We start from the raw sequence: 14,029 nt of genomic DNA, 5'->3' as shown, positions 1-14,029 counted from the left end.
CGGTTGGCCTTGGGATCGCTCACTTCGCGAGCTCCTTCAGGCCGAGGCGAATGAGCTGTGCCGTCTCGGCGTTCTCACCTGCGCTGCGCGAGGCGGATGCGATCGCTGCGGCGGCCTGCGGCTGGCCATAGCCGAGATTGACCAGCGCCGAGATCGCGTCCGCAACGGGGCGCGGTGCACGCTGTTCGTCGACGGCACCGGCGAGATGCACGACGGCGGGATCGACATTGGCGAAGGCCGGCGCCTTGTCTTTCAATTCGGTGACGATGCGCTCGGCGACCTTGGGCCCGACGCCCGGCGTGCGCGCCACCGCGGCCTTGTCGCGCAAGGCAATCGCATTCGCAAGATCGGCCGGCGCCAGCGTGCCGAGCACGGCGAGCGCGACCTTCGCGCCGACGCCCTGGACGGTCTGCAACAGGCGAAACCATTCGCGCTCCTGATCGGTGCGGAAGCCGAACAGCTTGATCTGATCCTCGCGGACATAGGTCTCGATCGACAGCACGGCGGCCTCGCCCGGCGAAGGCAGATGCTGCAAGGTGCGGGACGAGCAATGCACTTGATAGCCGACGCCGCTGACGTCGAGGATCACATAATCCTCACCGTAGGTATCGATCAGCCCCTTGAGCTTGCCGATCATAGTCCCACCACCTTCAGCCTGAGCGCTGCGCTCTGGCGGTGATGGGCGTGGGTGATGGCGATGGCCAGCGCGTCCGCGGCATCCGCCGACGGCGGCTCGGCCTTGGGCAGCAGGATCTTCAGCATCATCGCGATCTGTTGCTTGTCGGCATGGCCGGCGCCGACCACCGTCTTCTTCACCTGGTTCGGCGCGTATTCGGCAACACTGATGCCGAACATCGCGGGCGCCAGCATGGCGACGCCACGGGCCTGGCCGAGCTTCAGCGTCGCAACGCCGTCCTTGTTCACAAAGGTCTGCTCGACCGCGGCTTCCATCGGCTGGTGACTGGAGAGAATGGCGGCGAGCCCCTCATGGATCGCCAGCAGCCGGCTCGCCAGCGGCAAATCGTCCGGCGGTTCCACCGATCCGCAGGCGATGTAGATCAGGCGATTGCCATCGGCCTCGATCACGCCCCAGCCGGTGCGGCGCAGGCCGGGGTCGATGCCGATGATGCGAACGGGTTGGCGAATCGGGAGCGCGGTCATGGGCCAGTGATAGCGGTTGGCCCATGATAGCGAAACAGAAACAGAACAGAAGTCCCCCGGGGAAAGCCGGGTGACGGAAGCTGAGGATGACGCCTCAGCCGCCCATCTTCGCGACCAGCGCGTCCGAAATCTCGAAATTGGCGTAGACGTTCTGGACGTCGTCGTGCTCGTTGAGCAGGTCCATCAGCTTCAAGAGCTTCTCGCCGGTCTCGTCGTCGACCGCCACCGTGTTCTGCGGCCTCCAGATCAGCGCGGCCTTGCGCGGCTCGCCGAACTTGGCTTCCAGCGCCTTGGCGACGTCGCGATAGCCTTCGGTGGAGGCGTAGATCTCATGGCCGCCTTCACCCGATACGACGTCATCCGCGCCGGCCTCGATCGCGGCATCCAGCACGGAATCGTCATCAGCGACACTGCGGTCATATTCGATGATTCCCGTGCGGTCGAACATGAAGGAGACCGAGCCGGTTTCACCGAGATTGCCGCCGGATTTGGTGAAGAAGGAGCGGATGTCGGAGGCGGCGCGGTTGCGGTTGTCGGTCAGTGCCTCGACGATGACGGCGACACCGCCGGGGCCATAGCCCTCGTAGCGGATCTCGTCATAGTTCTCGCCATCGCTGCCGAGCGCCTTCTTGATGGCGCGCTCGATATTGTCCTTCGGCATGTTCTCCTGCCGCGCGGCGATCACGGCGGCGCGCAGGCGGGGGTTCATGGCGGGGTCGGGCGTACCCAGCTTGGCCGCGACGGTGATTTCGCGCGCCAGCTTGCCGAACAGCTTCGACTTCTGCGCATCCTGCCGCCCCTTGCGGTGCATGATGTTCTTGAATTGGGAATGTCCGGCCATGCGAGATCTTCTCTAGGGAATCGTGCGCCAAAGGTGAGCGTAGGGAAGCGCGGCCTTATAGGCCGCCAACCCACCGGAATGAAAGAGCCTCTCATACTTTAAGGTAACACCGTAGGGAACCATGCCCAGAAGTCAGGCACCGTTAACCCTGATTTCATTCCAGCCTGCGAAAATAGCGTCCGCCCATCTCCCGACAAGAGTAGACCCAATGGCGTTCGCATTATTTCGGAAGCGCCTGCCGGACGCGCCCGCACCTGCGGCAACCCCGCAGGCCGCGCAGCCGGCGGCTTCGCCCGCCCCGGCTGCTGAGGTCGATTCGGCCCGCGAAATCCTGGAACTGCTGGAACTCGAGCTCGGCGCCATGATCCGCCAGCTCGAGCGCGCCGCCAATTCGGTGGCCGGTGGTGCCGAGGCGACGGCCGCGACGCTGGCCGACATTCGCCAGCGCACCGATGCGCTGACCGGGCGGACCAATGCCGCGCAGTCCAATGCCTCGAGCTTTGCCCATGCCGCCGACAAGTTCACGCAATCCGCGCAAGGGATCGGCGCGCAGGTCCGCGAGGCAGGCAAGCTTGCCGACGAGGCCAGCGCTGCCGCCCAGGAAGCGCGCGCCAATGTCGATCGCCTGCGCGAATCCTCCGCAGCGATCGGCAACGTCGTCAATCTGATCGCCCAGATCGCACGGCAGACCACCCTGCTCGCGCTCAACTCCACCATCGAGGCCGCGCGCGCCGGTGCCGCGGGCAAGGGCTTTGCCGTCGTCGCCACCGAGGTGAAGGCGCTGGCGGTACAGACCCAGAGCGCGACGGAGGAGATCTCCAAGAAGATCGACGCGTTGCAGCGCGATGCCGCAGGTTCCGTCGATGCGGTGCATCGGATCTCGCAGGCGATCGAGGCAATCCGGCCGGTATTCGATACCGTCAACGGCGCAGTGGCCGAGCAGAACGCGACCACCAGCGAAGTTTCCGGCAACGCCAGCAGCGCATCGCAATTCATCATCTCGGTCGGCGAGAGCGCAGCCGAGATCGACGCCGCGACCAAGGCGGCCGAGACCCATGGCGAGAACGTCGCCAGCGCCGGCAAGGCCGTGACGACTTTCGCCCAGAAGCTGAAATCGCGCTGCGCGGTGCTGCTGCGCCAGAGCGAGCACGACGATCGCCGCAAGACCGAGCGGCTGCCCTGCCATCTCAAATTCGAGGGCGCGCGCGGCGTGCTGCCCGTCTACGAGATCGCGATGGAAGGCGTGCTGATCGGCGGTGCGGAAGCAAGCCGGCTCGCACCGCAGTCCATCATCGACGGAACTCTCGAAGACGTCGGCGCCTGCAGCCTGCGCGTGATCGAGCAGTCCAAGGCCGGCGCCCGCACGCAGTTCGTCAGCCCGAACGCCGAGCTGCGCGAGAAGATCGAGGACAAGCTCTGGTCGATCCACGAGGAGAATACCGAGTTCGTCACCCGCGCGATGGAAGCGGGCAACGCGCTGACCCGGATTTTCGAGCAGGCCGTCGCGCGAGGCGAGGTCAAGCTGGATGACCTCTTCGACACCGACTACGTCGAGATGTCAGGCACCAACCCGCAGCAATACCGCACGAGATATCTCGACTGGGCCGACCGGGCGCTACCGCCGTTCCAGGAGGCGTTCCTCGCCAAGGAACCTCGCATGGCCTTCTGCGCCATGGTCGACCGCAACGGTTTCCTGCCGGTGCACAACAAGATCTATTCGCATCCGCAGCGGCCGGGCGATGTCGCCTGGAACACGGCCAATTGCCGCAACCGCCGCATCTTCAACGATCCGGCGGGGTTGGCGGCCGCGCACAACCTGCGCTCGTACCTGATCCAGAGCTATGCGCGCGACATGGGCAACGGCAACACGGTGATGATGCGCGAGATCGATGTTCCGATCCGCGTGCAGGGCCGGCACTGGGGCGGATTTCGCACGGCCTACAAGCTATAATGCACGCTCCTGTTCACGCTCCTGTTCACTCTTGGGCAAGACGCCGGGCGCGAATCACGATCTGAATTCGGAATGGGAATGTCGCGGTGGGCCGATGAACGGTCCCGACTGGAGGATTCGCGAAACATGTCCGTTGCGCAAGTTGCAGTGCTGGACACCGGCTCCAACCGGACGCTCGCCGAACGGCTGATCGACCAGCTCGCCGACCGCATCGGCGGTCTCGGGGTCGAGCTCGCCGACATCGCCGGCAACGTGCAGGAAGTCGCCAGTCGCGTCGCCAGTCAGTCGGAGCGGTTCCATCATCTGCAGAAGACGGCGGAGACCATGGTCTCCGCTAACCACGACATCGCCAATGCGTCGCAGGCGGTGCAATCGACCACATCAGCGGCAGTCGGCGAGATCGCGCAATCGCGTGGTGCAGTCGATACCGCGGTCAGCCATATCGCCGAGCTCGTCGCGGCCGTGGAACGGATCGAGGCGCGCCTCTCCGCCGTCGGCTCGGCGCTGGCGCAGGTCGCGAAGGTCTCGGGCTCGATCGAGGCGATCGCCAAGCAAACCAATTTGCTGGCGTTGAATGCGACGATCGAGGCAGCACGCGCTGGCAATGCCGGACGTGGCTTTGCGGTCGTCGCCAGCGAGGTCAAGAATCTCGCCGAAGCCACGCGACAGGCCACGCAGGAGATCTCCGACACCGTGCGCGATCTCGACGGCCAGATCGAAGGCCTGATCGGCGAGAGCAGCGATGCCTCGCAGCGCGCCAAGACCGCGGGCGAAGGCGCGCAAGCGATCTCCGGCATCATCTCGCGCGTCCAGCAGGGCTTTGCGTCCGTGGAAGCCGAGATCGACAGCGTCACGCGCGCCGCGACCTCCAATCTCGGCCATTGCGACACCGTGATCTCCGAGCTCAACGAGCTCGCCAGGGGCGTCGACCTCTCCTCGCGCGATCTCAGAAGCGCCGACCAGCGGGTGACAAAGCTGCTCGACACCTCCGAGGACCTGATCGCGCTGATCGCCGACAGCGGCGTCGAGACCTCGGATGCGCCGCTGATCCGTGTCGTCGTCGAGACTGCCAAGCGGATCTCGACGGAGTTCGAGGCCGCGATCGGTCGCGGCGAGATCACGCTCGACCAGCTCATGGACGAGAACTACCGGGAGATATCAGGTACCGATCCCAAGCAGTACACCACCGCCTATGTCGACTTCACCGATCGCGTGCTGCCCGCGATCCAGGACCCGATCCAGAAGTCCGATCCGCGCATCGTGTTCTGCGTCGCCTGGGCCAAAGGCGGCTATCTGCCGACGCACAATCCGAACTACCGGCTGCCGCAGGGCAAGGACCCGGTCTGGAACAACGCCAATTGCCGCAACCGCCGCCTGTTCAACGATCGCGCGGTGAAGAAGGTCGCGGCCAACACAAAGCCGTTCCTGCTGCAGACCTATCGCCGCGACATGGGCGGTGGGCAGTTCGTGCTGATGAAGGACCTGTCGTCGCCGATTCTAGTCCGCGGCCAGCACTGGGGCGCATTCCGGATGGGATTCCGGCAGAGCTAAAGGCCGCGCTTAAATCAAAGGCCGAAAACAACCCCATGCACAGTAGGCGAGTCGCGAAGAATCAACGGCTTGCATCGGCAGGCCGCAATTCGGCTTGATGCGTCGGGCAAAACAGGGGTATATTGCTATTATTCCGAAATCGAGCGTGCAGGCGTCATCCTTCTCCCCTTGCGGGAGAAGGTGGCGCGAAGCGCCGGATGAGGGGTATCTATCGGCGGGTTCAAACTGCGAGTTGGACGCGCGGAGACATACCCCTCACCCAAATGAGTTCGTGTCTACCAGCGGAGCTGCCCTCTCCCGCAAGGGGAGAGGGCGCAACAATTGTCGGCCGTGCTCGCCGCCCCTTTTCCCAATCGCACGACTTTCGTCATCGCATGATTTTGCGCGTTCGCACGATTGCCTGCGGCGATCGACGGCGTGAATGACGAAAACGCGTCAAAACATGACGCTTATCATATCAATTAGCCCAAACGCTTTGCAACAATCGCCGCACAAAATCGTGAACGTCATGGCCTGACGGTTCGCCAGCGCAGATATGCATTGCTGCGAATTTGAAAGCTTCATGGTTTCACATCGCTATGATTATGGTCGCGCGCGAGTTCGCCGACCGGATCGCCGCAAGCGATCAGGCGAAGAAGGGGATGCATATGGCAACTAAACTCACCATCAACGGCGAAACGAAATCCTTCGACGCGCCACCCGACATGCCGCTGCTGTGGGTGTTGCGTGACATCCTGGGCATGACCGGAACCAAATTCGGCTGCGGCATCGCGCAATGCGGCGCCTGCACCGTGCATGTCGACGGCAAGGCGGTGCGCTCCTGCGTGCTGCCGGTGAGTGCGGTGGCGAACCTCGCGATCACCACCATCGAGCATATCGGCAGCACGCCTGTTGGTGCGAAGGTGCAGAAGGCCTGGCTCGAGGCCGAAGTGGTCCAGTGCGGCTATTGCCAGTCCGGCCAGATCATGTCGGCGGCCGCGCTGCTGGCGGCAACGCCCAATCCTGACGATTCCGACATTGACGCCGCGATGGCCGGCAACATCTGCCGCTGCGGCACCTATGTCCGCATCCGCGAGGCCATCAAGCACGCCGCCAACGGCAAGCAGTCGTGAGGTCCGCCATGAATGCACACGACAATGTCTCCCGCCGCGCGCTTCTGACCGGCGGCCTCGCCACCGGCGTCCTGCTCGCCTTCCATCTGCCGCTGCGCGCCGCTCCGAACGAGCCGGTGCAGAAGGACACGACCGACGGCAAGTTCGCGCCCAACGCCTTCATCCGCATCGACGAGACCGGCCGTACCGTGCTGATGATGCCGCAGGTCGAGATGGGCCAAGGCACCTACACGTCGATTTCTGCCGTGCTCGCCGAAGAGCTCGATGCCGACTGGAGCAAGGTCGAGGTGCAGCATGCGCCGCCCAATGACAAGCTCTACGCCAACCCGACCTTCGGCCTGCAAGTCACCGGCAACTCCAACTCGATCCGTGCCTGGTGGATGCCGCTGCGAAAGGCCGGTGCCACCGCGCGCGCGATGCTGGTGCAGGCAGCTAGCAGCCAATGGGGCGTCGAGCCCGCAAGCTGTACTGCATCGAAGGGTGAGGTCGCGCACGCCGCCAGCGGACGCAGGCTCGGCTATGGCGAACTGGCGCTTGCCGCCCAGAGCCAAACCCCGCCCAAGGACGTTGCGGTCAAGGATCCCAAGGATTTTGTCCTGATCGGTCAATCGCTGAAGCGCCTCGATACGCCCGACAAAGTGAACGGCAAGGCGCTCTACGGCATCGACGCGATCCTGCCTGACATGAAGATCGCTGCGATCGCCAATTGCCCGGTGTTCGGCGGCAAGGTCGGCAAGGTCGACGATAGCGCGGCGATGAAGATCGCCGGCGTGCGCAAGGTTGTCGTGCTCGACGACGCCGTCGCCGTGATCGGCGATCACATGTGGGCGGCGAAGAAAGGTCTCGAAGCCCTCGAGATCGAGTGGAACGAAGGCCCGAACGCCAGGATCAGCACCAAGGACATCTGGCAGAACCTGCGCGATGCCAGTGCAAAGGACGGCGCGGTCGCGAAATCCACCGGCGACATCGTCAAGGCGCTCGCGTCAGGCGACAAATTCGAGGCGTCCTATGAGCTGCCATTCCTGGCCCACGCCTCGATGGAGCCTGTTAACGCCACCGTGCGGGTGACGAAGGACTCCTGCGAGATCTGGACCGGCACGCAGATCATGACGCGCGTGCAGTCGGAGGCGGCGAAGGCCGCAGGTCTCCCCGTCGACAAGGTGATCGTCAACCAGCACCTGCTCGGCGGCGGCTTCGGCCGCAAGCTCGAGCCGGACATGGTGATCGCGGCCGTGAAAATTGCAAAACAGGTCGACTATCCCGTCAAGGTGATCTGGACCCGCGAGGAAGACATCCAGCACGACGTCTACCGTCCTGTTTATCGCGACCAGATCACGGCCTCGCTGGTCGACGGAAAAATCGCGGCCTGGAAGTACAAGATCGCCGGCTCCGCCGTGATCGCACGCTGGCTGCCGCCGGCGTTCCAGAAGGGCATCGACATCGATGCGATCGATGCCGCGGTCGATGCGCCCTACGACTTCGCCAATTTCCACGTCGAATATGTCCGTGCCGAGCCGCCGGCGGTGCCGACCGGCTTCTGGCGCGGCGTCGGTCCGAACAACAATGTGTTTGCGATCGAGTGCGCCATGGACGAGCTGGCGCGCAAGGCCGGCAAGGATCCGATCGAATTCCGGAAGTCGATGCTGACCAAGAACCCGCGCATGCTCGCGGTGCTCAACCAGGCGGCCGAAAAATCCGGTTGGGGTCAACCGCTGCCGCCCCGCGTCGGGCGCGGCGTCTGCGTGCAGCCGTCGTTCGCGAGCTTCATCGCAACCGTGGTGGAGGCTGAAATCGATGACATCGGCGAGATCGTGCTTCGTCGTATCACCTCAGTGGTGGATACCGGCATTGCGGTCAACCCCGACACGGTGAAGGCGCAGATCGAAGGCGGCCTCATCTTCGGTCTCACCGCCGCACTCTATGGCGAGATCACCATCGAGAAGGGCCGCGTGCAGCAGTCGAACTTCCACGACTATCGCATGATGCGGATCAACGAGACACCGAAGGTCGAGGTCATCGTCGTCAGGAGCGGAGAAGCGCCGGGCGGCATCGGCGAGGCCGGAGTCAACGCCGGACCTCCGGCGCTGCGCAACGCGATCTATGCTGCGACCGGCGTGGCGCTGCGGCGCCTGCCGATCGATCGGAAACTGCTGGCCGTGGGGAAGAAGGCATGAGCCGGACAATGCGTATCCTCGTACGCCTCGTCGTGATCGCCATCGTCGCGGTGGTTGCAGGCGTCTTCATCATCCGCGGGCCCGGCCCGCTCGATTTCGCCGGCGGCACGAAAGTGGCGCTCGCCGAATACCGCGCCGGCAAGCCGACCGGCGTGCCCGCGAAGCTCGAGAAGGCAAGCCTGATCGAGCGCGGCGAATATCTGGCGAAGGCGGCCGACTGCATGGTCTGCCACACCAAGCCCGGCGAGAAAGACTATGCCGGCGGGCTCGCCTTCAAGCTACCGTTCGGCACGCTCTATTCGACCAACATCACGCCTGATAAGGACACCGGCATCGGCAATTACAGCGACCAGGACTTCCTCAACGCGGTCCAGCGCGGCAAGCGGCATGACGGCGCCCGGCTCTATCCGGCGATGCCCTACACGTCATATACCTACATGACCGACGAGGACGTGCTGGCGGTGAAGGCCTATCTGTTCAGCCTGCCGGCAGTGAGCGCGAAAGCGCCCGACAACACGCTGTCGTTCCCGTTCAACCAGCGCTGGGCGATGATTGTCTGGTCGGCCGTGTTCAATCCGGACACGCGCTTTTCGCCTGATACGTCGAAGAGCCCGGAATGGAATCGCGGCGCGTATCTGGCTGAGGCATTGGCACATTGCGGCGAGTGCCACACGCCGCGCAATCTCGGTTTTGCTCTCGACAACCGCAAGAAGTTCGCCGGCGCCCTCACCGCCGGCTGGCACGCCTTCAACATCTCCTCGGACAAGGCGACCGGGCTTGGCAACTGGAGCGATGCGGACCTGATCTCGTACCTCTCGCTCGGCCACGCTGCAGGCCATGGCTCGGCCTCGGGTCCGATGGGTGAAGCCGTCGATCACAGCTTTAGCCAGTTCGCGCCGGAGGACATCAGCAGCATCGTCGCTTATCTGCGCAGCGTGCCGCCGGTCTCCTCACCCGATCTGCCGGCGACGACGGCGCCGGTCGCCCCCGCCTCTCACAAGGACGGCGTAACGGCCGACGCGCGTGGCAAGAAAGTGTTCGCCAGCGCCTGCGCCAGCTGCCACGGCTGGAGCGGCGAGAGCCCGGTCTCGCCGCTGGCGACGCTGACCGGCACCTGGGCCGTCAACGACCCCGCCGCCACCAACGTCGCGCAGATCGTGATCTCGGGCACCAAGCGCAACACGCCTGACGGTGCGCTGTCGATGCCCGCGTTCGGCAATGCCTATACGAATGACGAGATCGCGGCGGTGGCGAATTACGTCACGGCAAGGTTTGGTGCGAAGGGCTCGAAGCTCACGGCGAAGGATGTGGCGGAGTTAAGGGAGCAGACGGCGGAGTGACGCTCAGGGGCGGCTGCGGGAGATCGATGCTCGCGCCGCTCTCCGCTGGGGCGTTGCCAGCCCGCCTGTCTAAAATGGCAATCCCGCCAGCCGGGCGCCAAGCGGCGCCCGGCACTGGTACGGCGGCCGATGCTGCCGTAGAAAGGCCGCCGCACATTCGGGGCGCGGACCCGAACACAATCAGCTGGTTTGCGATGTCCCTTCCACCCGCCCAAATCGGTGCGCCGCTTTCCGAGATCGATACACCGGCGCTGATCATCGACCTCGACGCCTTCGAGCGCAATCTCGACACGATGGCGGCAGCGGCCGGCAAGCTCGGCGTTCGATTGCGCCCGCATGCCAAGACCCACAAGTCGCCGATCATCGCGGCCAAGCAGATCGCCCGCGGTGCGGTCGGCATATGCTGCCAGAAGGTCGCCGAGGCCGAGATCCTGGTGGCGGGCGGGGTCAGCGACGTGCTCGTCAGCAACGAGGTGGTGGGCTTGCGGAAGCTGGAGCGACTGGCGGCGCTGGCGCGCCACGCGCGCATCAGCGTTTGCGTCGACGATGCGATCGTGGTCGAGCAACTGGCGCAGGCTGCGGAACGGGCAGGATCGCAAATCGAAGTGCTGGTCGAAATCGACGTCGGTGCCGGTCGCTGCGGCGTCAGGCCGGGGCCAGCGGCAGCCGACCTGGCGCGGCAGGTGGCGGGGTCGCGCTTCCTGTCGTTCGGCGGCTTGCAGGCCTATCACGGCTCCGCCCAGCATTTGCGCACACCCGAGGAGCGGCGCGCTGCCATCACCAATGCCGCGAACGCGACGACGGAGACGCTGCGCGTCCTCAAAGAGGCAGGCTTCCAATGCCGGACGATCGGAGGCGCGGGAACCGGGACATTCGAGCTCGAAGGCGCGAGCGGCATCTGGAACGAATTGCAGGCGGGTTCGTACATTTTCATGGACGCCGACTACGCCAAGAACGTCGCCGACGGGGCGCGCAATGCCAAGGCGTTCGAGCACGCGCTGTTCGTGTACGCGACCGTGATGAGCACCGGCGCCGGCGAACGCGCGGTCATCGATGCCGGCCATAAGGCCCTGTCGAACGACAGCGGATTCCCGGCCGTGCTGGGCCGGCCCGACCTGCGCTACCATCGGCCCTCCGACGAGCATGGCCTGCTCGACTTCGACAGTGCGTCGTCCCGGCTGGCGATCGGCGACAAGGTGACGCTGATTCCCGGACATTGCGACCCGACCGTCAATCTGTACGACTGGTATGTCGGCGTGCGCGGCTTCAACACGCCGGAAGCCCGCGTGGAAGCGCTCTGGCCGATCGCGGCGCGGGGCGCGGTCACCTGAGATTTGCGCAGCATTGCGCGCCAATCTTCGCCGTCGTCCCGGACAAGCGAAGCGCAGATCCGGGACCCATACTCCGCAGCAGGAGTTGGGCGAAGATGAGTCATGACCATCGCGCGCAACAACTTCTGCTGCGGCGTATGGATCCCCGCCCCCCGCGCGCAAGTGCGCGCTAGGCGAGGATGACACCGAGGGTGTGGCGCCGCTCTCAACTCAACTCAACCAAAACATCGGCGCGGGCGCTCGCCACCCGCGCCGATCTCCCGCTCACGTAATCGCGATCGGGCAACCGTTGCTGCCCGTGGCGCCCTTGATCGGGGCGGGCGCGAAGCAATAGACGAACTGGTACTTCTTGTCGGCGATCAGATCGTCGAAGATGAGGTTTTCGTGGTTGTGGATGCCGTGCTTGGTTTGCAGCTCGGCATGGACCACGAAGGCAAGTGACTTGTCGGGATTGGGCACCACCTCGACCGCCCAGGTGTCGGCGCCGGTCAGCGCGAGGTCCTTTTCGATCACCCATTTCGCGGCATCGAGGCCGATGCCCGGCTCGCCGCTGTTGAAGCGATCGTTGTTCTTCATCCACAGCGAGCCCCAGCCGGTGTGGAAGAAGATCGCGTCGCCCGGCTTGATGTCGGCCTCGTTCATGTTCTGCTTCTGCAGTGCCGCCTTGATGTCGGCGGAGGTGATCTCCTGGCCGGCGTCCATCATGCCGCCCTTGAGCGCGACCATGTCGAGCAGATGACCGCGCGTGAACAACGGCTTCAGCTTCTCCACGCCGAGCTTCTTCAGGCCGTAGGCGTCGCTGATCTCAAGCGCAGAGAAGCCGTTGTAGAATTTCATCTCGCTCTTGTCGCCATCCTTGCCCAGCTGGATGCCGATGTGGCCGAGGCCGTCGAACTGCGTGCCGGTCTGGCCGATCTCGGTGGAGACAAACTCGTCGTGATAGACCAGCTTGTTGTCGCCGAACGGACCGCCAGTCGGACTGCCGGGAATCCGGAGTGTGAACGCGCGCGGACCAAACAGCGGCATCGCGCCCTCGTAAACGCGCCCGATCTTGTAGATCTTGCCGTCCTTGATCCATTTCGCGGTGTCGAGAACTTTTTCGGGCGTGATGTGATTGGATGCACCGCACTCGTCGTCCTTGCCCCATTTCGACGGCCACCACGGCCCGGTGACGTTTTTGGGCATGGCGGTCGCGGTCTGCGCCTGGGCCTCGCTGATCGGCGCGAGCGAGAACTTGCCGTGCATGGAACCGGCGAGCGCCGCACCGGCAACGCCGGCGATGCCAGCGGTGCGGAGCAAGGTGCGGCGATCGGTCGTGGCGCCGCTGCCGTCTTGATCTACGTTGTTGATCTCATTGGACATTGCACCCTCCCAGGTTGTGGTCAGAACAAAATCTGACTCTCAAATTGTTTCCGGCTAGCCTCCTCCTCCGCTACGCTGTTGTCCAGCGACAAAAATAAGACGGATCGTGGGAGGACCTGCCGTGAGCCTGTTCGAAGGCGACAAATCGGCGCAGCGACTTCCGGTGTCGCTGATCACCGGCTTTCTCGGCAGCGGCAAGACCACGCTGCTCAATCGCCTGCTGCGCCACGACGACATGAAGGACAGCGCCGTCATCATCAACGAGTATGGCGAAGTCAGCCTCGATCATCTCCTGGTCGAGCGCGTCGACGGCGAGGTTGCCGTGCTCGCAAGCGGCTGCGTCTGCTGCACCATCCGCAGCGATCTCGAGCAGACGCTGCGAGACCTGCTGGTGAGGCGCGACCGTGGCGAGATCACGCCATTTCGCCGCATCCTGGTCGAGACCACCGGGCTCGCCGATCCCGCGCCGATCGTGCAGTTACTGCTCAACAACCCGCTGGTCTCGCACTTCCTGCGGCTCGACACCATCGTAACCACGGTCGACGCGGTCAACGCATCGCATCAGCTCGATCGTCAGTATGAAGCGGTGAAACAGGTCGCGCTGGCGGACCGGCTGCTGATGACGAAGCGCGATCTTGTCGAGGACATTGCCGCGCTGGAGCTGCGTCTACGCCAGATCAACGTCGGTGCTGGAATCGAAACCGTCGATCACGGCGAGATCGATCCGGCAAACCTGTTTGGTGCCGGCCTGATCGATCCCGAGAAGAAGATCGACGTCGCACGCTGGCTCAATGAGCATGCCTTCACCGAGCCGCACGCGCATGCCGGTCATTCGCATCGTGACCACCACGCGCACCATGACCATGATCATCATGATCACGATGCATCCATCATCAGCTTCATGCTCCCGTTCGACGAGCCGCTCGACTGGATGGACGTGACGCACTGGCTCGCGCATTTGCGCAGCGCGCGTGGTGCGGACCTGCTGCGGGTGAAGGGGATACTCAATCTCCACGGCGAGGCTGCGCCGGTCGTGATCCACGGCGTGCACCATGTCTTCCATCCACCGGTGGCGCTGGCCGCCTGGCCCGACGGCGATCGCCGCTCGCGCATCGTCTTCATCACGCGCGGGATTTCACGCGCGGACGTGCTGGAGCTGTGGCAGGCGGTCCGCGCGGCGGCGTGAGGCGTTCGGAGCGAAGGGAG

At 64.5% G+C, this 14,029-nt stretch carries 11 protein-coding genes; 7 read left to right on the top strand and 4 right to left on the bottom strand.

The window, feature by feature from the left end; all coding sequences use genetic code 11:
• Window positions 1-19 precede the first annotated feature (19 nt).
• The 3 genes from ruvA to M2427_RS00635 all read right to left on the bottom strand — a co-directional run bounded on the left by ruvA (window position 20) and on the right by M2427_RS00635 (window position 2,002).
• Entirely contained in the window at window positions 20-637 is a 618-nt protein-coding gene (ruvA, locus tag M2427_RS00645; protein ID WP_280704121.1) for a Holliday junction branch migration protein RuvA, read from the bottom strand.
• A complete protein-coding gene (gene ruvC / locus M2427_RS00640) occupies window positions 634-1,161 on the bottom strand; it encodes a crossover junction endodeoxyribonuclease RuvC (RefSeq protein ID WP_280704120.1) in 528 nt (175 codons plus the stop codon). Before ruvC ends, ruvA begins: the two co-directional genes overlap by 4 nt.
• A gap of 94 nt (window positions 1,162-1,255) precedes the next feature.
• Window positions 1,256-2,002: a YebC/PmpR family DNA-binding transcriptional regulator gene (locus tag M2427_RS00635; protein ID WP_280704119.1), complete on the bottom strand. Its 747-nt coding sequence runs from the start codon at window positions 2,000-2,002 to the stop codon at window positions 1,256-1,258.
• A 208-nt stretch (window positions 2,003-2,210) separates the two neighbouring features.
• Between M2427_RS00635 and M2427_RS00630 the strand changes: the two genes are divergently transcribed.
• The 6 genes from M2427_RS00630 (at window position 2,211) to M2427_RS00605 (ending at window position 11,461) form a co-directional block, all read left to right on the top strand.
• Window positions 2,211-3,953, top strand: a complete 1,743-nt coding sequence (locus M2427_RS00630; RefSeq protein ID WP_280704118.1) for a methyl-accepting chemotaxis protein — start codon at window positions 2,211-2,213, stop codon at window positions 3,951-3,953.
• A gap of 126 nt (window positions 3,954-4,079) precedes the next feature.
• Window positions 4,080-5,504, top strand: a complete 1,425-nt coding sequence (locus M2427_RS00625) for a methyl-accepting chemotaxis protein (RefSeq protein WP_280704117.1) — start codon at window positions 4,080-4,082, stop codon at window positions 5,502-5,504.
• Window positions 5,505-6,151: 647 nt separating this feature from the next.
• Window positions 6,152-6,616: a 2Fe-2S iron-sulfur cluster-binding protein gene (locus M2427_RS00620; RefSeq protein ID WP_280704115.1), complete on the top strand. Its 465-nt coding sequence runs from the start codon at window positions 6,152-6,154 to the stop codon at window positions 6,614-6,616.
• An 8-nt stretch (window positions 6,617-6,624) separates the two neighbouring features.
• Window positions 6,625-8,790, top strand: coding sequence for a molybdopterin cofactor-binding domain-containing protein (locus M2427_RS00615; RefSeq protein WP_280704114.1), 2,166 nt, complete (start codon window positions 6,625-6,627; stop codon window positions 8,788-8,790).
• Complete coding sequence (locus tag M2427_RS00610; protein WP_280704113.1) at window positions 8,787-10,130, top strand: cytochrome c; 1,344 nt, start codon at window positions 8,787-8,789, stop codon at window positions 10,128-10,130. The genes M2427_RS00615 and M2427_RS00610 overlap by 4 nt, the downstream gene beginning before the upstream one ends.
• 194 nt (window positions 10,131-10,324) lie before the next feature.
• Window positions 10,325-11,461, top strand: coding sequence for a DSD1 family PLP-dependent enzyme (locus M2427_RS00605; protein WP_280704686.1), 1,137 nt, complete (start codon window positions 10,325-10,327; stop codon window positions 11,459-11,461).
• A gap of 264 nt (window positions 11,462-11,725) precedes the next feature.
• On the opposite strand, the gene M2427_RS00600 is transcribed toward M2427_RS00605, so the two are convergent.
• Window positions 11,726-12,823, bottom strand: a complete 1,098-nt coding sequence (locus M2427_RS00600) for a cyclase family protein (protein WP_280704112.1) — start codon at window positions 12,821-12,823, stop codon at window positions 11,726-11,728.
• A gap of 121 nt (window positions 12,824-12,944) precedes the next feature.
• Between M2427_RS00600 and M2427_RS00595 the strand changes: the two genes are divergently transcribed.
• A complete protein-coding gene (locus M2427_RS00595) occupies window positions 12,945-14,009 on the top strand; it encodes a GTP-binding protein (protein ID WP_280704110.1) in 1,065 nt (354 codons plus the stop codon).
• Window positions 14,010-14,029 lie beyond the last annotated feature (20 nt).

This window comes from Bradyrhizobium sp. BR13661 (genome assembly GCF_029892425.1).
Classification (GTDB): Bacteria; Pseudomonadota; Alphaproteobacteria; order Rhizobiales; family Xanthobacteraceae; genus Bradyrhizobium.
Note: the sequence above shows the minus strand (reverse complement) of the source record. Positions and strands in the feature narration are given on the sequence as shown.

Excerpts from the sequence above, each read along its gene's own strand:
- ruvA (WP_280704121.1), bottom strand. The coding sequence starts at position 637 with ATGATCGGCAAGCTCAAGGGGCTGATCGATACCTACGGTGAGGATTAT.
- M2427_RS00600 (WP_280704112.1), bottom strand. The coding sequence starts at position 12,823 with ATGTCCAATGAGATCAACAACGTAGATCAAGACGGCAGCGGCGCCACG.
- M2427_RS00615 (WP_280704114.1), top strand. The coding sequence starts at position 6,625 with ATGAATGCACACGACAATGTCTCCCGCCGCGCGCTTCTGACCGGCGGC.
- M2427_RS00610 (WP_280704113.1), top strand. The coding sequence starts at position 8,787 with ATGAGCCGGACAATGCGTATCCTCGTACGCCTCGTCGTGATCGCCATC.
- ruvC (WP_280704120.1), bottom strand. The coding sequence starts at position 1,161 with ATGACCGCGCTCCCGATTCGCCAACCCGTTCGCATCATCGGCATCGAC.
- M2427_RS00620 (WP_280704115.1), top strand. The coding sequence starts at position 6,152 with ATGGCAACTAAACTCACCATCAACGGCGAAACGAAATCCTTCGACGCG.
- M2427_RS00625 (WP_280704117.1), top strand. The coding sequence starts at position 4,080 with ATGTCCGTTGCGCAAGTTGCAGTGCTGGACACCGGCTCCAACCGGACG.
- M2427_RS00630 (WP_280704118.1), top strand. The coding sequence starts at position 2,211 with ATGGCGTTCGCATTATTTCGGAAGCGCCTGCCGGACGCGCCCGCACCT.
- M2427_RS00605 (WP_280704686.1), top strand. The coding sequence starts at position 10,325 with ATGTCCCTTCCACCCGCCCAAATCGGTGCGCCGCTTTCCGAGATCGAT.
- M2427_RS00635 (WP_280704119.1), bottom strand. The coding sequence starts at position 2,002 with ATGGCCGGACATTCCCAATTCAAGAACATCATGCACCGCAAGGGGCGG.